This is a genomic window from Thermostichus sp. MS-CIW-30 (genome assembly GCF_054058015.1).
In genome coordinates, this window is record NZ_JBSRZW010000008.1 from 94,078 (window position 1) to 115,857 (window position 21,780).

Annotated in this window: 15 protein-coding genes and 1 pseudogene; 10 read left to right on the forward strand and 6 right to left on the reverse strand. The window is 59.2% G+C overall.

The genetic code is table 11. The features are described 5' to 3' along the window. Nucleotides 1-807 precede the first annotated feature (807 nt). Nucleotides 808-1,686 (reverse strand): vWA domain-containing protein, encoded by an 879-nt coding sequence (locus ACVWXW_RS05475; protein WP_457403099.1) that lies wholly within the window; start codon nt 1,684-1,686, stop codon nt 808-810. 447 nt (nt 1,687-2,133) lie between these two features. Between ACVWXW_RS05475 and ACVWXW_RS05480 the strand changes: the two genes are divergently transcribed. Continuing rightward, a complete protein-coding gene (locus tag ACVWXW_RS05480) occupies nt 2,134-2,844 on the forward strand; it encodes a hypothetical protein (protein ID WP_011434070.1) in 711 nt (236 codons plus the stop codon). A 39-nt stretch (nt 2,845-2,883) separates the two neighbouring features. Here ACVWXW_RS05480 and tyrS read toward each other — a convergent pair whose 3' ends face one another. Then, a complete protein-coding gene (tyrS, locus tag ACVWXW_RS05485; protein ID WP_457403101.1) occupies nt 2,884-4,125 on the reverse strand; it encodes a tyrosine--tRNA ligase in 1,242 nt (413 codons plus the stop codon). A 202-nt stretch (nt 4,126-4,327) separates the two neighbouring features. Here tyrS and ACVWXW_RS05490 point away from each other — a divergent pair, with 202 nt between their 5' ends. The 3 genes from ACVWXW_RS05490 (at nt 4,328) to ACVWXW_RS05500 (ending at nt 7,557) form a co-directional block, all read left to right on the forward strand. Continuing rightward, nucleotides 4,328-6,316, forward strand: coding sequence for a transglycosylase domain-containing protein (locus ACVWXW_RS05490; protein WP_457403102.1), 1,989 nt, complete (start codon nt 4,328-4,330; stop codon nt 6,314-6,316). Next, complete coding sequence (locus ACVWXW_RS05495) at nt 6,313-6,693, forward strand: hypothetical protein (RefSeq protein WP_414402426.1); 381 nt, start codon at nt 6,313-6,315, stop codon at nt 6,691-6,693. Before ACVWXW_RS05490 ends, ACVWXW_RS05495 begins: the two co-directional genes overlap by 4 nt. 264 nt (nt 6,694-6,957) lie before the next feature. Next, nucleotides 6,958-7,557: a superoxide dismutase gene (locus ACVWXW_RS05500; protein WP_457403103.1), complete on the forward strand. Its 600-nt coding sequence runs from the start codon at nt 6,958-6,960 to the stop codon at nt 7,555-7,557. A gap of 97 nt (nt 7,558-7,654) precedes the next feature. On the opposite strand, the gene ACVWXW_RS05505 is transcribed toward ACVWXW_RS05500, so the two are convergent. Then, on the reverse strand, nt 7,655-9,295 hold the full coding sequence (locus ACVWXW_RS05505) for a serine/threonine protein kinase (RefSeq protein ID WP_457403104.1): 1,641 nt from the start codon (nt 9,293-9,295) through the stop codon (nt 7,655-7,657). A 276-nt stretch (nt 9,296-9,571) separates the two neighbouring features. Between ACVWXW_RS05505 and ACVWXW_RS05510 the strand changes: the two genes are divergently transcribed. Further along, nucleotides 9,572-11,650, forward strand: coding sequence for a cation:proton antiporter domain-containing protein (locus ACVWXW_RS05510; protein ID WP_457403105.1), 2,079 nt, complete (start codon nt 9,572-9,574; stop codon nt 11,648-11,650). 179 nt (nt 11,651-11,829) lie between these two features. Continuing rightward, entirely contained in the window at nt 11,830-14,022 is a 2,193-nt protein-coding gene (gene glyS, locus ACVWXW_RS05515; RefSeq protein ID WP_457403106.1) for a glycine--tRNA ligase subunit beta, read from the forward strand. Between the two features lie 356 nt (nt 14,023-14,378). Here the strand turns inward: glyS and ACVWXW_RS05520 are convergent, their stop codons facing one another. From ACVWXW_RS05520 to ACVWXW_RS05530, 3 genes are all read right to left on the reverse strand, one after another. After that, on the reverse strand, nt 14,379-15,302 hold the full coding sequence (locus tag ACVWXW_RS05520) for a fructosamine kinase family protein (protein ID WP_457403107.1): 924 nt from the start codon (nt 15,300-15,302) through the stop codon (nt 14,379-14,381). 161 nt (nt 15,303-15,463) lie between these two features. Next, nucleotides 15,464-15,760, reverse strand: coding sequence for an IS630 transposase-related protein (locus tag ACVWXW_RS05525; RefSeq protein WP_414342861.1), 297 nt, complete (start codon nt 15,758-15,760; stop codon nt 15,464-15,466). Between the two features lie 197 nt (nt 15,761-15,957). Beyond that, a complete protein-coding gene (locus tag ACVWXW_RS05530) occupies nt 15,958-17,250 on the reverse strand; it encodes a D-alanyl-D-alanine carboxypeptidase (protein WP_071818173.1) in 1,293 nt (430 codons plus the stop codon). 629 nt (nt 17,251-17,879) lie between these two features. On the opposite strand from ACVWXW_RS05530, the gene ACVWXW_RS05535 reads away from it, so the two are divergent. From ACVWXW_RS05535 to ACVWXW_RS05550, 4 genes and pseudogenes are all read left to right on the forward strand, one after another. Beyond that, complete coding sequence (locus tag ACVWXW_RS05535; protein WP_457403114.1) at nt 17,880-18,377, forward strand: MarR family winged helix-turn-helix transcriptional regulator; 498 nt, start codon at nt 17,880-17,882, stop codon at nt 18,375-18,377. A gap of 39 nt (nt 18,378-18,416) precedes the next feature. Continuing rightward, a pseudogene (locus ACVWXW_RS05540) lies at nt 18,417-19,645 on the forward strand (RNA-guided endonuclease InsQ/TnpB family protein). Between the two features lie 101 nt (nt 19,646-19,746). Continuing rightward, nucleotides 19,747-21,069 carry a dihydroorotase gene (locus ACVWXW_RS05545; protein WP_457395919.1) on the forward strand — a complete coding sequence of 441 codons (1,323 nt, stop codon included), beginning with the start codon at nt 19,747-19,749 and terminating at the stop codon, nt 21,067-21,069. A 268-nt stretch (nt 21,070-21,337) separates the two neighbouring features. Further along, nucleotides 21,338-21,739: a SaoD/DsrE family protein gene (locus ACVWXW_RS05550; protein WP_457403108.1), complete on the forward strand. Its 402-nt coding sequence runs from the start codon at nt 21,338-21,340 to the stop codon at nt 21,737-21,739. Nucleotides 21,740-21,780: the final 41 nt, after the last annotated feature.

The window sequence follows — 21,780 nt, forward strand, 5'->3', positions numbered from 1 at the left end:
GATTTCAACGACTGGCGTGCTCCACCCGGGGGAAAGCCGTCATCGCTACGCAACGCTTTTGCGACCGCAATAGCGGGACCAACTTCTCCAAGGGCATGGCTACACGGCTCTGATACATTCACGCTGAACTCCCCTGAACATGGTTCAGGAAAGAAGCGATCGCATCCTGCCTATCTCTGAGCAGGAAGGCGGTATCCCGCAAAGCCCTGAGGAATACCCCCCGAGCGCTTTCCCCCTTCACTTCCCGGCAACCGTTGCGGTGGACTCAAGGATCAGGGGGAAACTTGGTCTACTATATCCCTCTCAATGACTTTTGCCAAACCGCCTAAAGCTCAGTAAATTCAGCAAAGTTCAGGGTTTTGGGGGTTAGAGGCATGCTCCTACCTAGTTGGTTGGCGTCGGTGTTGGCGTCGGTGTTAGTGTCGGGGTAGAGGCAGGAGTGGGTCGAGGTGTCGGAAAGTCCGTCGGTGCAGGAGGTAGGGGCACCGGAATGCGGAGGCGGCAGGGTTGATCCGATTGATCGCCTTCTGGGGCATAGCAAACGCGAATGAGATCTTCCACAAAGCGAAGCTGATTAAAAGTGACATACTCCCATCACTGACCCTACAGGTACAGCGTGGGCTTCGCGCTTCATCGGGGAGCTACTGCAAGAACCCTCCACGCGCAGACACGGGATGTCCCACCGCGTAGCTGTACCAGATTCCGGCAACGCCGTTTTGTACAGCCATGTTGATTATGGCACAGGATATATACGCCTTTCATCCCGACCCTCCTGCTGTTGCAGAGAGTGCGGGGCTTCCCGGCGGTTTAGCTAAGTTGATCCGCAAACCGTGCCAGCACAAAAGTCCCCTCAGTAGCTGCAGCCAGACGCTGTAACTCCAGAAGATTCAAATCGACCCCCAACCCAACCACATACACGGTGAGTTTTTGTCCTCGCTCTCTGGCCAAAGTTGTCAGCTCCTGAGTAGCTTGGTTGATGGAGCGGGTGCTTTCGTTGTCAATCCCATCGGTGAATACCACCAAGCGGCGGTTGAAACGCTCGGTGGGCCGAAAGTCGCTCAAGAAACGCCCGGCTTCTACCGTGGCATCGTAGAGGGCAGTGTTCCCCCCCGGAACAGCGCGCAAAACGCCTCGTCTCAGCAGCTCTTTGTCGCCGGTGAAGTCCTGCAATAGCTGAGCTGTGCGCAGAGGCTGCCCCAGGGCTGTAAGGCCAAAACCTGCCCCCCGGTTGTCAAAGCGCAGAATGGCGCCCAGATCCAGGGGTGCAGGGCGAAATTGATCCAAGAGCCGAAAAACAGCCAGGAAGCGCCGAGATTGGGGATCCAAAACCAGCAAGCTGCCTGAGCCATCCATCAGCACTGCCATGAGCAAAGGCCGCTGAGCCAGATCCGGCGGGGGGTTCTCGATCCGGGTGGGTGTCAGGGTCAAGGTTACCGGCTGCGGGATCCCTAGCAAATCGGTTACCCGGTTTACCTGCAGGCTGACCTGACTGGCAGAGAGCTGGGTTATTGGTTGGGGCGGATCCCCGCCTTGCAAGAGGGCGATGTTGAACTCCATTTCCCCTTGTGTGCCAGAAAAGGAGCGGGTCAGAGCCCCATTGAATGTCAGGCGAGCTTGGGATCCCACAGCAGACGGCTCAATGCCTGTACCGCCGGAAGAGCCACAGCCAGCGAGGCAGCTTCCCACGAGCACCAGGAGAAGCAGCCAACCAGCTTTTTGGCTTTTTACTTGACCGGGCTGTATTTTTACAGTCATTGCAGCTGCCAGTGCAAGCACAGTGGGGTGGCATGAAAGTACGGAGTTGCAATACCACCCAGTAATTCTGAAAGCTACTGTAGCGCTTGGTGTAGGCGTAAAGATTTTTACTGCAGTTAGAGGATCTCGAGTTCATCTTTTTTCACAATGCGAGCACAGCGGGTCTCAGCTTTGAGCCTAGTAGGGCGGCTAAAGCCTGTCTGCTCCGAGAATTGCTTCGAGATAAAGACCCCTTTGTTTTGCCACTTGTGGCAAGCGTTCTCGCTGACCAATTGTCAAATAAGCCGGCGCTCTCCTCCGTGGCCTATAGTTCATAGCAGCTCATCAGTGCAGGTGTAAGCTCTAAAAGGATCCCCTGGGTGAGGAGGAGAACTGAACATGGCGGCAAAGCAACTCAAGTTCTATTGGAGCCCCCAACACCAGCTCTTTAGCTGCGATGGCGCCAAGTTGGAGGGGCACGGCTACATCCAAACCAACCCCTCCCATGACCTGGTTCACCTGCTCATTGCCGCCAACGGCAACATGCCCTGGCAGCCGGTGGAAAGCCGCGAGCAAACTTGCTTTGCCGAGTACAACGCGGTGATGCTGGAGCATCTGCTGGTGAACTGTTTTAATGCAGGAGCACTGGGATCCCTGCCTGCCCAGCAGATCATCCCAGAGGCGCGGAAGTTCTTGCGGTGGTTTGTTTCAGAACATTACGCCCCTTTTCCGGTGTCTGAAGAAGAGGCTTTTCGTCGCTTTGCCGAGCACCTGGATATTGAGCGCATTGTGCGTTTGTTCCCCTATTTTTACAGTTTGCGAGCTTGGGAATGCTTCAGCCCCGATTACCGCGCCGAGACCTACGACCTGGAGTTCACCTCCGAGGATGATCCCGTTCGAGAGGCCCCGGAATGGGCGGCGGATCCCAACATTTTGGAGACTCAGGAGCTGGTGCGGCAAAAGCTCTCTGAGGCAGTAGCCGAGGCGGGCTCGATCCGGCCCAAACCGGAGCCCGTTTTCCCGCCAACTTCGTCAGCTTCTCCTCTGTCCGATCCCCCAGCCAAGACCAGGCAGAAAAAAACCGGACTCGGCTTCAAGCCTGCCCGTTGATGGATCCCCTCACCCCTTTCCCACAGGGAGAGGGGAAGACTAATCTGCGCCTTTCACTAGCCGACGAAAGGCCTTTTTGCCCACCTGCAAAATCCGCCCCGCCAGCTCCGAGGCATGGGCAAACTCCAGGTCGGGATCCTCCACCTTTTGCCCATCCAGCCGCACGGCGCCCCCTTGAATCTGCCGACGGGCCTCGGCGGCACTCTTGCACAGGCCACACTCACGCAGGATGTAGCTGAGTTTAACAGGGTAAGACAACCCATCGATGGCAAAGGTGGGGATGGATCCCGTTTCGGCAAGAATACCGTCTAGCACCAGGGCTTGGGCGGTGCGCTGGGCCTCTTCTGCCGCTGCAGGGGAGTGAAACTGGGCCACTAGGGTCTTGGCTAGGAGGATCTGCCGCTGGCGGGGATCCTGCGGCAGCTCGGCAAGGGGCACTGAGGTGAGCAACTCAAAGTAGCGCTCCACCAGGTGATCCGGCACCTTCTCCAGCTTGGAGTACATGGTGAGGGGATCCTCGGTCAGCCCCACGTAGTTGTTTTTGGACTTGGACATTTTCTGGTACCCGTCCAGCCCCTCCAAAAGCGGCACCGTCAGGCAAAACTGCGGCGCTTGGCCCTTCCAAATTTGCAGATCCCGACCGGTGAGCAGGTTAAAGCGCTGGTCGGTTCCCCCCAGTTCTACGTCGGCTGCCAGAGCCACCGAGTCGTAGCCCTGCAGGAGGGGATAGAGAAATTCGTGCAGATAAATTGGCGTTCCAGCGCGGTAGCGCTGGGCAAAGTCTTCTTTGGCCAGCATCTGCCCCACCGTCATCTGGGCCTGGAGTTCGATCAGCTCGCTGAGAGTCAGGTGGGCCAGCCACTCGCTGTTGCGGCGCACCTCCAGCCGACCGGGGGTCTCAAAATCCAAAATCTTGCCGGCTTGCTCCAAGTAGGTGCGGGCGTTTTCCTCCACTTCTGCTGGGGTGAGGCGGGGACGGGCCTCCGATTGGCCGGTGGGATCCCCGACCAGCGCCGTGAAGTCCCCGATGAGCAAAATAGCCACATGGCCCGCATCCTGGAACTGGCGCAACTTGCGCAGCACCACTGAATGGCCCAGGTGTAGATCCGGTCGGGTGGGATCGATGCCCAGCTTCACCCGCAAGGGACGATTTGTTGTGGCCAGGCGCTCCGCCAGGGCAGCAGGCCCTCCCGGAAAGATCTCGGCCACCCCCCGCTCAACAATTTGGGCTATCAACGGATCCCGGTACGCTGGCGAAACTGAGGCTGACGATATACTCAAAGCCTGATCCTCCGGCTGAACCCATGAGCCATTTTAAGCCCACGCAAAAGATGCTCGATTCTCAACTCAAGATCTTCTCCCCCTAGCCCGGTTGGAGTTGTCGATGGGCAGGGTTGGCCATCCTGCTGCCCCAATAGACGCCGCCCTATAATGGGTCTGGCTTGTTGTTGCTTTGCAACACGGACGTGACAGGGTTTTTGACGTGACCTACGGTCGCAGACCATTGGCCCGCCGGGCGAGAAAGCCGGGGTTGGAGCGTTTCTCCAATTCCCCCTTTTCCCGATCGGGGTTTGACGAGCATGCCGACTATACCCCACCCACCCGCCCCTCCCGGATTGCCCAGGTTGCCGGTGTGGTGGGCAATCTGTTGCTGGGATCCCTGCTCTTGGGATCCACGGCAACGGCTGCCGGATTGGTGGGGCTGGCCATTAGCTTCCGCAACTTGCCGGACGTGCATCAATTGCGGGATTACGTGCCCATTGCCACCACCCACATTGTCGATATTCGGGGCGAGCCCATTGCCAGCCTACACGGGGAGGCCAACCGGGAAGTGATCTCCCTTGAACAGGTCTCGCCGGAGATGAAAAAGGCCTTGCTGGCCATTGAAGACAGCCACTTTTACACCCATCCAGGCATTAATCCGGTCAGCTTGGGCCGGGCGATCCTAGGCAGTGTGGAGGGGGGTATAGGCTCGGCGGGGGGGGGATCCACCCTGACAATGCAGTTGGTCAAGAACCTGTTTTTGAGGCCGGAGCGTACCCTCAGCCGTAAAGTCGCCGAGATCGTGTTGGCGGTGCGCCTAGAACAGGTCTTCAGCAAAGACGAGATCCTGGAGATGTACCTCAACCAGGTGTACTGGGGGCACAATCTCTACGGCATCCAGGCGGCGGCCCGCAGCTACTTCAACAAGGATGCGTCTGAACTGAACTTGGCTGAAGCGGCGATGTTGGCTGGGATCCTGCCGGCTCCGGAAACCCTCAGCCCCTTTCGCAACCTGGAGGGAGCCAAACGGCGGCAACACCTGGTGCTGGATCGTCTGGTGGAGCTGAAGTGGATTACCCCCGAGGAAGCCCAGGCGGCGCGGGAGCAAAAGCTGACCTTAGGCCGCATTACCTCCTTTCAAAGTAACGCCCCAGCAGTTACCGACGCCATTGAGGCGGAGCTGCGGCGCCGCTATGGGGAACAAGCTCTAATGCAAGGAGGTCTGCGGGTTCAGTCCACCATCGATCTGCGTCTGCAGCGCCTTGCCCAGCGCATTGTCAATGAAGATGGCCCCCGCATTGGGGCAGCTCGTCGTGCCGATCAAATGGCTTTGGCGGCAGTGGATCCCCGTACCGGCTATGTGAAAGCCATTGTGGGCGGGATCAACGCTCAGCGGGGCCAATTTAACCGCGCCACCCAGGCGTTTCGCCAAACGGGATCCACCTTTAAGCCCTATGTGTACTACGCGGCTCTGGCCAGCGGGCGCTATTCACCCGGCAGCATCTTGGAAGATACCCCCGTCACCTATCCCGGCTCGCCACCCTACAGCCCGAAAAACTACGACAACACCTTCTATGGCTCCCTCACCTTTGCTCGGGCTTTGGAGCTCTCCCGCAACGTGCCCACGGTTAAGTTGGCCGATGATGTTGGGATCCGCAACGTCATCGCAGCGGCTCAGGCCACCGGCATCAGTGCCGAGATGTTTCCCAACTTGGCTACAGCTCTGGGCTCGGCCAGCGTCAGCCCCCTGGAGATGGCGGCCAGCTATGCGGTCTTTGCCAATGGCGGATATCGGGTGGAGCCGACCCTCTTGGCCCAGGTGGTGGATCGCAACGGCCAAATCCTCTTCGAGGCCAGGCCCCAGCCGGAGCGGGTTTTGGATCCCTGGGCGGTGGCTACGCTCAACCAAATCCTCAAAGGGGTGGTGACCCAAGGCACCGGGAGGGCAGCTCGTCTGGACGATGGGCGACCTGTAGCCGGTAAAACCGGCACCACCTCCGATTTCCGCGACGCTTGGTTCATCGGCTATGTGCCGCAACTGTCTACCGCCATTTGGATTGGCAACGACAACAACTCCCCCATGCTGCCCGGCACCGCCGGCGGGGCCTTTGTTGCCCCCACCTGGAAGCGCTTTATGACTGAGGCTCTGCAAGGGATCCCACCTCAGGACTTCCCCAGCCCGCATCAATTTCCCCCTCCCCGACCATGAGCTACAGCGAGGAGCGGCTGGCGCGCATCGAGCGCACTGTCGAGGCCAACGCTCAGGCCATCGCCCAACTGGCCCGGCAAAACCAAGAGCTGATGCAAACCATTGCCGGCACCGAGGAGCGCATTGCCAGAGCCGAGGAACGCATTGCCAGAGCCGAGGAACGCATTGCCAAAGCCGAGGAACGCATTGCTGGCGCCGAAGAACGTCTGGAGGCCGAGGTCAAACGCTGGGACGAGCGGTTTTTCCAGCTCAGCCGCGATACCCTCAACTTCACCCGCAATGTAGTGACCATCGCCGCCATCACGGCTGTTTTGATCCCCCTGCTCAGGGATGTCGCTCCCCTGCTGATCGAGCTGTTGCGGGAGGGATCCCGTTAGCGCTTTCCAGCCGGGACGATCTCGCTTTTCCAACCGCTGGCCAACAAGTGGTTATCGGCAATTGCGCTGAGACAGCCGCGATTCCACCTCTCTGGGGTCGAGCAGGGTTCCAACCGGAATCGAGGTGTCCAAGGGATCCCAGCGCGTACTGATTCTGAGTTACACTAAAACTGCAAAGAAAGGTAACGCCTTTTTCTGGTTCTCCTGACCCTTCGCCGCGTTCTTTCTTGCATTCCTTGCACAAGACACAGAGGACAGACGATTATGGCTTTTGAACTCCCGGCTCTGCCCTATCCTGCCGACGCGCTGAAGCCCTACATGTCGGCAGAAACCTTCTCCTACCACCACGGCAAGCACCACGCGGCCTACGTAGCCAACCTGAACAAGCTCATCGAGGGCACCGATCTGGCCAACAAGTCTCTGGAAGAAATCATCAAGGCCACCTTTGGGGATCCTGACAAAGCGGGTATCTTCAACAATGCCGCCCAAGTTTGGAATCACACCTTTTTCTGGGAATCCATGAAGCCGGGCGGGGGAGGTGCGCCTACCGGGCCTATCGCCGACAAGATCAACGCCGATTTCGGCAGCTACGACAAGTTTGTCGAGGCTTTCAAGACGGCGGCTGCCACCCAATTTGGCAGCGGTTGGGCCTGGCTGGTGCTGGACAACGGCACGCTGAAGGTCACCAAAACCCCCAATGCCGAAAACCCCCTGGTTTACGGCCAAACGCCCCTGCTCACTTTGGATGTGTGGGAGCACGCCTACTACCTGGATTACCAAAACCGGCGGCCTGACTTCATCAATGCCTACCTGGAGCACTTGGTGAACTGGGATGCCGCCAATGCCCGGCTGGCTGCCGCCTGACTCCACCTGTTCTGGGATCCCTTGACGGGGGATCCCATCGAGGACTAGCCCTATGTCTCTGTTTGCGAAGGGATCCTTGTGGATCCCTTTTTTGCGCCTAGTCTTTCCCCAAGCGTTCTCGCTCCTCGCGCAACCGCTCCAGAAAGCCAGGGGTGGGAGGTTGGGTTGGGGGTGCTGCAGGGGGAGCAGGAGTTGGAGCAACCCGGTTCACTTGGGGAAACAAAGGTTGGTTGATGGGCGGCGGGGGGAGAGGCTTGGCCGGGACAGGGGCTGGAGAAGGTGGAGCAGCGGGCGTGGGCACGGCAACCGGTCGGGGCGGCGGCGCAGCAGGCACTGGAGTGGGAGGGGACACCTGCCGAGTTGGAGCGGGGGGCTGAGGGGTAGAGGACACTGCCTCTGGAGTTGCCGCTGGCCTGGGTGTGGGCTCGCTTGCAGACTCACCGATTCCCAGATCTGGGGCGGGATCATCCTCAAACACCAGTTCACCCTCCGGATCCCGCGGCAGCCAGTCCAGCAGAGGTTCAGGAGTGGCTGAGGGATCCCGCTCGGAGCCGCCGACGCGATGGGTATCAGGTCGTTCAGAGACAGCAGGCAGTTTTTCCCTGCCTGGGCCCGGATCCAACAGCAGACGCAGGCCCCAGAAGGTGCTCCCCGCAATGACAACAAAAAGGGCTATCCCAGCCCAGAGGGGAAACAGCTTGGCCTCGGGCTCTGCCTGGGTACTGAGCAGGTGTGTGCCCGACTGCCCTGCATCCACCGCCGCCAGGGTGCGCTCGGAGAAGATGGGTGCGGCTGGGGGGGGCGCGAGGGAAGAGCTGGCAGCGCTCTGGGAGTGCAGGGATCCCTCCAATTGGGCGCTGAGAACCTTCATATCTTGGGGCCGCTGGTCGGGATCTTTGGCCAGACAGGAGAGCACCACCTGTTCCAGCTGCAGCGGAATTTCATAGGGCAAATTTGCGCGATTGAAGGGTTGGGGCTGCTGGTAATTGTGGGCCTCGTACCAGCCGGGGAAAGAATCGCTCTTCGGCTGGAGGGGGTGTTGCCCGGTCAACATGCGGTAGAGCACCACGCCAAGCGAGTAGATATCCGAGCGGGCATCCAAGGCTTCCCCGCGCACCTGTTCGGGAGAGGCATAGCGCACCGTACCCAAAAAGCCGGTGGTCTGGGTGCCGAGGGCAAGGGAAACGTCGCTGAGGAGCTTGGCAATGCCGAAATCCAAGATTTTGACGGTCTCCCCCAGGGTTTCATCTTTTAGGACGAAGAGGTTGCTGGGTTTGATGTCGCGATGGATCACCCCCTTGATGAGATGGCCATCCTGCTCGGTCTCTAGGTTGTGGGCGTAATAGAGACCGGCACACACTTGGCGGGCCATCCTCACCACCTGTTGAGGCGGCAGCACCGGCTGCTTGAGCATCAGCTCCCCCAAACTGCGCCCCGTCAGGTATTCCATCACCAGGTAAGGTTGGTCGTTCTCTAGGCCATAGTCCAATACCTTGACAATGGCAGGGTGCTCCCCCAGCAGCGTGCTGATGCGAATTTCCTGCTGAAAACGTTTGTGCAACTGGCGTCGGGTGTTGTCATCGCCTGCTAAGTTTTGGTGCAACAGCTTGACCGCCACCGGACGGTTGAACAGGCGCGTATCGACAGCCTTGAACACCCGCCCCATGCCACCTGCTGCAATGCTGTGAACCAGTTGATAGCGCTGGCCGATCACTTTTCCAGGAGCAAGCTGGTTCATGGGCAGCCCAAGAGCATGTACCCTCTGATTCTAATGCGTGTTTCTCGGGGGTTTCTCCCGCCTTTCTCTGGGCACTACTGCCAAGCTGTTTTCACTGCTTAATGTGTCTTAATGTGTCTGATGTACTTACTTTCGAATACTTATTAAACGCCCTGCCAGTAATTGAAGGCCGGACAAAGTCTGTGGGGCATCGAGAGCTACTTGGATCTGGAGGGATCTGATAGACTCATGCGGGCGCTTTGCCGGGTCTGTTCATTAGCTGTCTGTCGGGTATTTATGCTGGCTCACTGGCTGCAAATTTCGGGGATCCCTCTAGCCCTGATCGGCCCTGTTGAGAATCCGGTGCTGGTGTTTTTGATCATCCTGACCATCATGCTGGTGGCTCCCTTGCTATTTGAGCGGCTGCGCCTGCCGGGGATCATCGGGTTAATCTTGGCTGGGCTGGTGGTGGGGCCCTACGGCTTGGGCATCTTGCGGCGGGACGAGACCATCATCCTGCTGGGCACGGTGGGGCTGTTGTTTCTCATGTTCATGGCGGGGCTGGAGACCAGTCTGGAAGATTTGAAGCTCAATGCCGGGAAGGCCACCATCTTCGGGGCGCTCACCTTTCTGTTGCCCATGCTCATCGGCACAGCAGCCATGTTGGCCATTGGGTATGGCTTTCTGGCGGCGGTGCTGGTGGCCTCTTGTTTTGCCTCTCACACCCTGATCGGTCTGCCCATCATCTCGAAGCTGGGGTTGATGCGCCTGCAGACGGTGAGGGCAACTTTGGGGGCCACCCTTATCACGAATGTCCTGGCGTTATTGGTGTTGGCGGTGGTGGTGCGCGCCCACCAAGGGGAGCTGACGCTGCAATTTTGGCTGACGTTGATCCCTTCCATTGCCCTCTACACGTTTGCCACCCTGTGGGGGGTGCCTAAGCTGGGCAGTTGGTTCTTTCAACGCTTTGGTCACGACGAGGGAGCAGAGTTTACTTTCGTGATCGCCACTTTGTTTGTGGTGGCCTACGGAGCGGGGTTGATCGGCATTGAGCCGGTGGTGGGAGCCTTTCTGGCCGGGACGGCCATTACCCCCATCATCCCCCAGCTCAGCCCCCTGATGAACCGGATCCAGTTTATCGGCAACACCCTGTTTGTGCCTTTTTTCTTGATCTCGGTGGGGATGCTGATCAATCCCGGCATTCTCTTGGGAGAGCCGCGCTCGCTGCTGGTGGGAGGGGTGATGATCGCAGCGGAGGTGGTGAGCAAGTTTCTGGCCGCTTGGATCCCGGCCCAATTGTTTGGCTGGCGCTTTGCCAGCGCTATGGTTATGTTCGGCCTGTCGATGGCTCAGGCGGCGGCTACTCTGGCGGCGATCACGGTGGCTTTTCAGGTGGAGTTGGTGGATGAGCTGACGGTGAACGGCACCATTGCCATGATCCTGGTGACCTGTGTTGCCTCGCCTTGGATTGTGGCCCGCTGGGGAGAGCAAATGCAGCCCACCGAAGTGGCGGCAGAGTCCACTGAATTGCCCAAGCCAGATTGGGGAGCTCGCGTCTTGGTGCCGGTGGCCAACCCGGATACTGAGAGGAACCTGTTACAGTTGGCTTTGATTTTGGCCAAAAAAGATGGGGGAACGCTGCTGCCGCTGCATGTTTTGTCTGACCGCGCCGGGATCTCGCCGGCAGCCCTGGCCCGGCAGGAGCAGTTGCTGACTTTCGCAGAAGCTCTGGCCCACAGCGCCGTGGCCCGAGTGGAGCCGATCCGGCGGGTGGATGACTCGGTGGAAAAAGGGATCATTCGCTCGGCGGCGGAACGGCAGGCAACCTTGGTGATCCTGGGCTGGAAGGGCTACTCCACCTATGCGGAGAACTTTTTCGGCAGCATCATTGACGCGGTGGTGCGGCAGGTGGGGATCCCAGTCTTGATTACGCGGTTTCCGGTACCCATCGAGACGGCGCGCCGCATCCTCTTGGTTGCACCGGAGCTGGAGGTCTCTCCCGGATCCCTGCAGCAGACCATTGGGCTGGCGCAAACGCTGGCCGGCGAATTGAAAGCGGGTTTGCAGATCCTGCTGGTGCAAACCCGACCTGGGCGGAAAAGCTCCCCAGCCTTGCCGGCAGAAAGCTATGCCCACTTGCCGGTTCAGCGGGTGCAGGGGGGGGTGGTGGCGGAAGCCTTCAAAGCGCTGCAGCCAGGAGATGTGTTGGTATTGGTTCCCAGCGAAACCGGCAACCGGTCGCGTCTGGGCCGAGAGCCGGAGACCATCGCCCGCAACCGACCCAGCCTTCCCATCATCGTGGTGCATTTGCCACGGGACTCGGCCTATCCCTTGCGCCAAGGAGATGGGGTTCTGGCGGCCGCAGAGCCCACTTGACAGGGATGGCATTGGGGTGTTGTCTGGCGGACTGGAGCTCTTGTCTCAACGACGCCCCGGCTCCCCTGGTAAACTGGGATACCCCAGGTTCGGAGCAGTCGTGAGCCAGAAGGGAGGCCCAGAGCCATAGACTATGTTGATTGAGGAAGTGGGGATGGTACCCTGCGGAGCACAGGAGTATGGTTGCCTATTTGCTAGAAGTCGGCTGTGAAGAGCTCCCAGCCAGTTTTGTGGATTCGGCTCTGGAGCAGTGGCGAACCGGGATCCCGGCCTCTTTGGCGGAGGCCCATTTGCAAGCGGAGCAGATGCAGCTTTTCGGTACGCCGCGCCGCCTGGCGGTTCTGTTGCAGGGGTTGCCCACCCAGCAGCCGGATCGCACTTTGGAGGTGAAGGGGCCGCCGGTTCAGGTCGCCTACCAAGATGGCCAGCTCACTCCTGCCGGGGAAAAATTTGCCCAAAAACAAGGGGTGGATCCCGGCAGCCTGGAAATCCGGCAAGTGGGCAAGGGATCCTTTGTGTTTGCGGTGCAGCGGGTGCGGGGCCGACCGACGGCAGCCGTGCTCCAGGAACTGGCACCCGCCTGGATTACCAACTTGAGTGGTGAACGGCTGATGCGCTGGGCCTGCGGGGATCTGAAGTTTCCGCGCCCCATCCGCTGGCTGGTCTCCCTTTGGGATGATCAGGTGCTGCCTTTGCTGCTGCCGACCCACGAGGACAATTCCATGCCGGGCTTGGTGGCGGGGCGGGTGAGCCGGGGGCACCGCGTTTTGGGATCCCAGCAGGTTGTCCTGGAGCGGGCCGAGAGCTACGTTCAGCAAATGCAAGAGGCGGGGGTCAGCCCCGATCCAACAGCGCGAGAGGCATACATTCAGGCTGAGGTGACCAAGCTGGCCAGGCAAGTGAATGGGGAAGCGCAGATCCCTGCCCCTCTGCTGCGGGAGGTGGTGCAGTTGGTGGAGTGGCCGACGGCGGTTTTGGGGCGCTTTGAGCCAGAGTTTTTGCGCTTGCCCCCTGCGGTGATCGAGACGGTGATGATCACTCACCAGCGCTACTTCCCAGTACGGGATGGCCGGGATCCCAGAAAATTGCTGCCCTATTTCATCACCATCTCCAACGGCGACCCCCGGCAATCGGAGCGGATCGGGGCAGGCAACAGCCGTGTGGTGCGGGCGCGCCTGGCGGATGCCCGCTTTTTCTACGAGGAGGATCGGCGGATCCCCTTGGCGCAGCGGGTGGAACGCCTGCAGGCGGTTACTTTTGCCGAAGGGCTGGGCTCCATGCGGGACAAGGTGGAGCGCATCCGCCACATCAGCCGCCTCATTGCTGCTGCCTTGAACTTGGATGCCCAGGAACAAGCGCTGGTGGAGCGCACCGCCCAACTGTGCAAAGCGGATCTAGTTACCCAAATGGTGTACGAGTTCCCGGAGCTGCAGGGGATCATGGGGGCCGACTACGCTCGGCAGGATGGGGAACCGGAGGCGGTAGCCGAGGGGATTGAGCAACACTACTGGCCTTTGGGAGCGGGGGACGCTTTGCCCACAGCACTGACGGGGCGGGTGGTGGGCTGGGCAGATCGCCTGGATACCTTGGTGGGCATGTTTCGCTTGGGGCGGATCCCCACCGGCTCCTCGGATCGCTTTGCCCTGCGGCGGGCCGCCAACAGCCTGGTGCTGGTTGCCTGGGATGCCGGCTGGACTTTTGACTTTAACTCCCTGTTGCAGAGTGTGGTGCAGGACTATGCCTTTGGCGATGTCCACACCTTGCGAGCCTTGCAGGAGTTTTTGGCCCAACGGATACAGACCCTTTTGCAGGAGGAAAAACGGATTGATTACGACTTGGTCAGGGCTGTGGTGGGGGATCCCGAGTCGGTCAAAGCGGAGGATCCCCAGAAGGCCGAACTCACCTTGCGGGCCCTGGGCAACCTGCCCTTGACCCTGCTGCGGGCGGAGTACCTGCAACACCTGCGGGCCACCGGGGAATTGGCGGATCTCTATCCCACCCTCAATCGCTGCGCCCGCCTGGCAGCCCAAGGGGACTTGGACTACGGTGTAACAGATCCAGCAGCTGCCGTGGATCCCGACCAGTTGCAGGAGGCGGCAGAAAGGGAGTTGTACGAGGCTTGCCAGAAGGTCTATCGCCTGGGGGTGGAGCCGGCCTTACGGGGAGATTTTGTTCCCTTGGTGGAAGCTCTGCAAGCAGCAGCCCCTCAGGTAGCCCAGTTTTTTGAAGCCGTTCTGGTGATGGATCCGGATCCTGGTCGGCGGGCCAACCGGCTTAATTTGCTGGGGGTATTGCGCAACCAGTCCCGCCTGTTGGGGGACATGGGGGCTGTGGTCATGGCAGGGGAATCCTCGCCGGAGAAGACCCCCTAGCCGTTTCAGATCAGTTTACTTCGAGACAGATCCCCCTCACCCCCAGCTTCTCTCCCAGAGGGAGCTACCCCCCAAGGACTCTGTCCCACTGGCGCGAACGGCTTGGGAATGGACATATCGTCATTTCCACTCAAACTCAGAACACTGTGCCCACACCTAAACCGTTGGTCGCGTCTTCGCGTCAGCGTTGCGGTTCCCGTCAGGGTGCCGTAGGCATAGCAATAGCGTTGCGGAGCAATAATGCAGGGGGTTAGAAGGTTTTTCAAGGACTCCGTCCCGCTGGCGCGATAGGACTCCGTCCCGCTGGTGCGAGCAGTAGCCCAGGCGTCTCATCTTAACCTGAACAACCATACGATTTATCCAAGAAATTGCAAACACTGCTGCAAAGCCCGCTGCACCGAGCCTAGGTAGCCCTCTCCAAACAGGTTGAGATGGTTGAGCCAGTGGTAGAGCTGGTAGAGGGGCTTGCGGTGGGGATACCCCTCGTCCAAGGGGTAGGCCTGCTGATAAGCCCGATAGAACTCCGGCGGAAAGCCGCCAAACAGTTCTGTCATCGCCAGATCCGTCTCTCGATCCCCGTAGTAGGTGGCCGGATCGAAAATCACCGGGGATCCATCGGGCAAGGCCCCGTAGTTGCCGCCCCACAGATCTCCATGCAACAGAGCGGGTTCTGGCCTGTAGTCCTGAAAAAAGGCTTCCAGCTCCGCCATTACCCGTTCGGCTTGGGCCACCCACGTGCCGCGATACCCCTGTTGGCAAGCCAATTTCACCTGGTAGAGCAGCCGCTGTTCCCGATAAAAATCCGGCCAATTCTGCCGCCAACTGTTGATCTGAGGCGTAGAGCCGATGGTGTTGTCGCGCTCCCAGCCGTAGCTGCCGTTGGGGGATAGGGTGCGGTGCAACTGGGCCAACTGGGATCCCAATAAACCCGCAGTGTGCGGACGGGGCGAGGTTAGCTCCAGGTATTCCAGCACCAAGTAAGCCTGCTCTCCTACGGATCCCCAGATGATGGGCTGGGGCACGCGAATGGCCTGGGCAGCCGCTAGGGTTTGCAAGCCCGCAGCTTCCGCTGCAAACATCTCCAGCGCCCTTTCTCCCCCACGGGCCAATTTGACGAAGTAGTCTTTTACCCCTTCTGCAAGAGGGTTTTGGGAAGCGCAAGAAAACCGATAGGTGGCGTTGATGCTGCCTCCGCCCACAGAACGATACTGTAGGGGCTGGATGGGATCCCCTGTTGCTTCTGAAAGGTGCTGGGCGATGGTCTGCCAAAGAGTTTGCATCAGCAGCAAAAGTCAATTGTCGGAGAAAAACAGGTACTTATGGTCATTTCGGGTAGTCATTTCAGGTTAGGGTGAGACGCCTGAGCCATTGCCTGGGCCATTGAGAAAAGCCCTATGGCCCCGTGCATTCAAAGTTTTAGGTGTGGGCGCAGTCTCCTGGTTTAATTGAAATGACCATAACTCTTTTTTTGTGCTACTTTCACCTTCTCATTCTCAAGAGCACAGTCAATAGCGCGAGGACTCCGTCCCGCTGGCAGGACGGGTTGGACGCCAGACCGGGCTCTATCCTTCAGTCGAGCTTCTGGGTACTGGTCTCCGTCTTGCTGCAGGGCAGCCGAGTCTATCTTGCGCTTGCGGGTCTTGACTTTTGTCGGCCTCAGGTCTTCTCGGTTCAGCCAGCGATAAACTGTTGCACGACTAACCTTGTTCATCCGTGCAACTGCTCCCTTCCTGGACATACCCTATGACTCTCTCTCAGGTCTAAGCTTCCTCCTGAGGTCTACCTCCATGCCTTCTTAGCTGCAGGGCCGTCTCATTCTTAAATGAATTGACCCTGTTCCTAACCTGTGGGGCTCTGGGGTCTTGAGCTTCCGCCTCCTATGGGGAAAGTGGGGGGAGAGCTGTATCTCAAATTAAGTTCGAATTGAGGTCAGCATTAGCGGCGGAGAGGCTCAGAAATGGCCACCACATCCTGCAGAAACTGATCCTGTTGCTGGCGCAAAATGCCCAGGTCAGGACCTTGGTTGAGCAGGACAAAGTGGATGCCATTCGGCAGCTGCCCCATCGTCATCAGCCGATCCGCAGCGGATCCCACCTGAGCAGCCGTGCCTGGGGGCAAGGTGCGCGCCCGCAGGGTGCTGTGGCCAGTGCCCGCCCTGGGCAAGATCCGAGTCGGATCCCCATCTGTGAAATCTACCAGGTGTTCCCAGAGATGAGCTAGGGCGCGGGGGGAAAGGTACAGCGCTCGCCCTCTTTGCCCCAGGCGAATGTCTTGCTCGGCGGGGGCCATTTGGGAATCCAGGCGGGAAATGGGCTGAGCCACCAACCGCTGCCGCAGGTACTCCAGCAGGGCTGTTTCGCCCCCCAGTTCCGCCAACAGGGCTTCTGCCATGGCTCGGTCGTTGCTGCCATTGAGGATCTGCAACAGGGATCCCAGCCGTAGCGAGGTGTAGCTGGCCAGGCAGTGGGCGTCCGCGGGGAGGGCTGTTAGGACTGACACCGAGCCGCGAATGACAACCGGATGGGGTTGTTGAGTATTGCTGAGGAGTTCTGCCAAACGCTGAGCGCCGCCCAAAGGATCGGGTTGGCCCAGCAAACGGAAGGGGGGCAACACCTTCACATCCCCGTCGATCTGGCGAATGTTGAGGCTATGCAAATGGCGGGCCAGCTCTGCCACATTCGCTTCCGTGAAATAGGGATCCCCGCCACCCACCAGGATCAAATCTCCCGTCAAGCGATGGCCCAACCGATGGCCTGTGGTGTAGAAGCGGGTCTCAAAGCGATGCTCGTAACCCCAAGTCTCCAGGGCCATCAAGCTGATGGCCAACTGATCCAAGGCTCCCACCGGCAAAGGTCGATCCAGCCCATGCTCCGCCAACAGCTCCCCTTCCGGCGTCCAGAGCAGGATCCCCTGTTGAGAGAGCGCTCCCCCTTGGGCCGCCAATCCTTGCAAAAAGCCGGACAAGACCGAAGCGTAAGGAGAATCTTCCCACTGCGGCGATTGGGCGCGGGGCCACCAAGGGGGAAGGCCCGGCGTCCCACTTGGGGAAGGCAGCGGCGGCGGTGGAGTGGGGATGGGGGGGAAGGGATTCTGAGTCAATGTGGGAGACTCGACTTCAGCACCTGTGGGGTTGCTCCAGCAGGCCCCCAAGGCCAAAGCACCAGCTAACGGGATCCCTGCCCAGAGGAGACGACGATGGGGGCGCAACCCCTGTGGGATAAGCGGCATGATGACCTCACAAAGACACTTGCAAAGGACAACGGGCTGGCAAAAGACTTGACGCTACTCTAGTGCCATCCGAACTGCCTTGGCAAATCTCTGTGCCAGCCTTTTCCAGCGTTATCGACTTCGGCCAAGGCAAGCCCATCTTTTGCTTGTCAGGGATCCCAGTCGGCTGTGACGTAAACTACCCGACACCAACCGCTAGGCGGTACGGAGCGGGCTTTTAGTAGCCCTGCAGTTAGCAAGCCAACCACGAGCCTCTGGGGTGGTTTACAGCACCCCCAATCGACCGTTACCAGTGCCTTAAACAACCGTTTCTGGTGTCCGCAGTATTGTTATAGCATTCCTCCCGACACCGACCCTACGGGTACAGTGCGGGGCTCCTGCAATTTCTAGCTGATGGGTAGCCAAAAAATGTTGTATGGCCTGATGGATATCTTTATGGATATCTTTTGCAACTGTAATGGCCGCAGATCGTCTGTTGGCTGTGCAAGGGCTAGGCCGTACTGCAGATCACACAACCTTCTCGGCAAACCGTAAGCTCCTTCTCTCCTTCTCCTCAGTAAAAGATAAAATAGGGCGATTTAGATTCCGAGCATTCCAGGCCGCCGATGGGAAACAGTCAAACCGGGGAGATGGTTCAATCGGAAAAGCAGGCTTTCCTGGAACGGTGGCATGACATTCTCGCCCCCAACTCCCTGGGCTACCGCATTCGGCTGTTGTCTCAATTGGTGCGGCGGAAGTTCCAGTCCTATTTAGAGCCTTTTGGCCTAACCATCTCCCATTGGGTGGTGCTCTGCTGCCTTTGGGAAGAAGACGGGATCCCTACTTCCACTATTTGTGAGCGCTTGCAGCAGTTGGGGGGCACCATGACCGGGGTGTTGGATGGCATGGAAAAACGGGAGCTGATCCGGCGGCAGCGAGATCCTGAGGATCGGCGGATTTGGCGGGTCTACCTCACACCTGCAGGGGAGGAGCTGAAAGACGTTTTACCCCCTCTGATTTGGCAGTTGCGGGAGCAAACCTACGGCTGTCTCAGCCCAGAAGAACAGGCAACCCTCTCGCGGTTGGTGGATCGGCTGATCGCCCATCTGTCAGCTAGAAATCGCAGGAGCCCCGCACTGTACCCGTAGGGTCAGTGTCGGGAGGAATGCGGAAGTTATGATAGAACCATGACCCAAGTCCTGACCGTATCCTGCAAGCTCAAGGTGTCCCAGTCGCAAGCCGCAAAGTTGGATGCGACAATGGATGCCTTTGTGCAGGCGTTGAACTGGGTCAACCAAAACACACCAGAAAAAGTAGTCAACGCAGTCAAACTCCAGTCCCTTTGCTATTACCAGATTCGCGCTCGGTTTGGCTTGTCCAGTAACTTGGCAAGGACTACGTCCCGCTTACGCGACCAGCAGGTCTGCAGACGGCTGGCCGGTGCCCGTAAAGTTGCCCAACAGAAAAACCGTCCGGTCAAAGCGTTCAAGAGAGGCTTTGCGACCTACGATGCCCGTATCTTTTCGTTCCGCGAGAAAGACTGGACGGTGTCGCTGACCACGGTGGAGGGTCGGGAGCGCTTTGAGCTGGCGATTGGCCGCTACCAGAGAGAACAGCTGGCAGGCTCCAATCCCAAATCTGCCACTCTGGTCAAGCGCAAAGACGGTTCCTACTCTATTCAGATCTGTGTGAGATCTGTGTGGAAGCGGAGCCATCCCCACCGCAACGCACGGGCAGAGTGCTGGGGGTGGACTTGGGGAGGACGGATATTGCCCATACGTCAGAAGGGGATAACTGGAATGGACAGCGGTTGAACCGAATCCGAGACCACTACTCCAAGCTGAGGGCGGCACTCCAACGCAAAGCCAGTAAGGGCACCCGCAGTTCGCGGCGCAGATGCAGAGAACTGTTGCAACGGCTGTCTGGCAAGGAGAGGCGCTTTCAGGCGTGGGTCAATCATCGCATCTCCAAAGCTATTGTCTCTAGGGCAAAAGCTACCAACAGCGCTCTTGCTCTGGAAGACTTGACAGGGATTCGGGAAAGGGTCAATCAACAGCCACGCAGCAAAGCCGAACGGCGCAGGGCCAACAGTTGGGCGTTCTACCAACTACGTCAATTTCTGGAATACAAGGCGAGGGCTGCAGGGGTTTCTCTGATTCTTGTGCCGCCTGCCTACACGTCGCAGACCTGTCACCGGTGCTTACACATCCACCCTGAGCAGGGCAAGTCCTACCGCAGTGGCAAGTCGTTCAAGTGTGGGCACTGTGGATGGGAAGGGGATGCGGATTTGAATGGTGCGAATGTGATTGCGCTCTTGGGGGCTGCCGTAAACCAGCCTAGAGGTTCGGGCCTGTTTTGTTCTCTGGTAGAGCAGAACAGGCTCAGGGCTACTGAAAGCCCGCTCCGTACCGCTTAGCGGTCGGAGCCGGGTAGTTTACTGGATCCAGATGCGGCTGTGCTGGCGGAGCCAAGTCAATAGTCTTTATCTTGAGAGCGCCTTTGGGGGAGGGCGGAGCTTTGTCTGGAGATTTGCTGATCCGAAATGCTGAGCTGCTGGTGCCGGAAGGGGATCCCTGGCGGGGGGATGTGCTGGTGCGGGAGGGGCGCATTGCCCAAATCGGCCAAAACCTCTCGCCAGAAGGGGTGGCCAAGGTCATCGACGCCGAGGGCCATACCTTGATGCCGGGGGTGATCGATCCGCAAGTTCACTTCCGCGAGCCGGGCCGAGAGCACAAAGAAGACCTGCAGACGGGATCCTGGGCCTGTGCCCGGGGCGGGGTGACCAGCTTTTTGGAGATGCCCAACACCGACCCGCTGACGATTGACCAAGCGACGCTGGATGACAAGTTGGCCCGTGCAGGCAGCAAGTGTGTGGTCAATTACGGCTTTTTCATCGGGGCCACTGCCGATAACTTAGAAGAGTTGCAAACGGTGCAGGGAGCCTGTGGCATCAAAATCTTCATGGGATCCATGCATGGGCCCCTGTTGGTGGATGATCAGGCGGCGCTGGAGCGGATTTTCGGGGAAACGGATCCCAACTTTTTAATTGCCGTCCATGCCGAAGATCTGTCTCGCATCAAAGCCCGTAAGGCCCTGTTTGCCGGACGCACAGATGTAGCCGTTCACTCGCAAATTCAGGACGAGGAATCGGCCCTGATCGCCTCACGGCGGGCTTTGGACTTGGCCACCCGCTACCGCCATCGGCTGCACATTTTGCACCTCTCCACCGGCCTAGAGGTGGAACTGCTGCGCCAGCACAAGCCGGCCTGGGTGACGGCAGAAGTGACCCCTCAGCACCTGCTGCTCAGCACCGCCGATTACGCCCGGCTGGGATCCCTGGCCCAGATGAACCCCCCCCTGCGGGATCCCGCTAACCTGGCCCAACTGTGGCAGGGGCTGCAGGACGGGATCCTGGATTGCATTGCCACCGACCATGCCCCTCATACTTTGGAAGAAAAGGCTCAGCCCTATCCCCACTCCCCCTCGGGTATGCCGGGAGTAGAGACGGCCTTGCCCCTGATGTTGACGGCAGCCCAGCAGGGGCGTTGTACGCTGGCGCAGGTGGTGCGGTGGATGTGTGAGGCGCCGGCCCGCCTCTACGGGATCCCCAACAAAGGGCGGCTGCAGGTGGGCTACGACGCCGACCTGGTGCTGGTGGATCGCCACACACCCAAACCGGTGCGGCGGGAAGAGCTGCTGACCAAATGCGGCTGGAGTCCCTTCGAGGGCTGGGAATTGGTGGGCTGGCCCCTAGTCACGATCGTGGGCGGACAGATTGCCTTTCAAAACGGCCAGGTGGATCCCTCAGTGCGGGGAAAGGCTCTTCAGTTTCAGCGCTAGCCAGGGATCCCTGCTATCCCGCAAGGGCTTCCGATAGCAGCAGGACAGAAGTGGCGCAGTAGCCTATCCTAGCTTCCCTCTCCCTTTGTGGGAGAGAAGCCAGGCCTGAGGGCGGGATGGCGCAAAAGCCTCAGGAACGGTCTCAGGCTGGTTTGCCGATCACCACACACCTCGGCCTGCTGGGTCCGGCAACTCTGGCCCAGAAACTCGTGTTACTCTGAAAATGATAATTACTGATAATCAAAATTGAAAACGGCAAGGGGGCCTCATGAAAGTTGCCTACGTGTTCACTCACCCTCGCTGCGGCACCTATAAGTTGGGCCAGATGATCCTGCCCCAGCTAGAAGCAGGGGTGCATGGAGCGCAGGTGGTGGGCATGTTCTTTTTCGACGACAACTGCTTTGTTTTGCGGCAGGGGGATCCCATCGGCGAGCGCCTAGCCAAGATTGCCGAAGCGCAAAACATTTTTCTGATGATGTGCGACATGTGCGCCCTGGAGCGCAACCTGGCGGAAGGGGAACCCAAGTGGTGCGACGCCCAGGGACGTGGGTGCAAGGAGCCGGGCCATTGTGTTCCCAAAAACGTGGTCAAAGGCGTGCAGGTGGGCTGTTTCCCTGACCTCTACGAGGCCTTGAAAGACAACCCACCTGACCAAGTGATTACGCTTTGACGGAAGGACCCCGACTTAGCTGACGGCCACAGCCGCCGGCG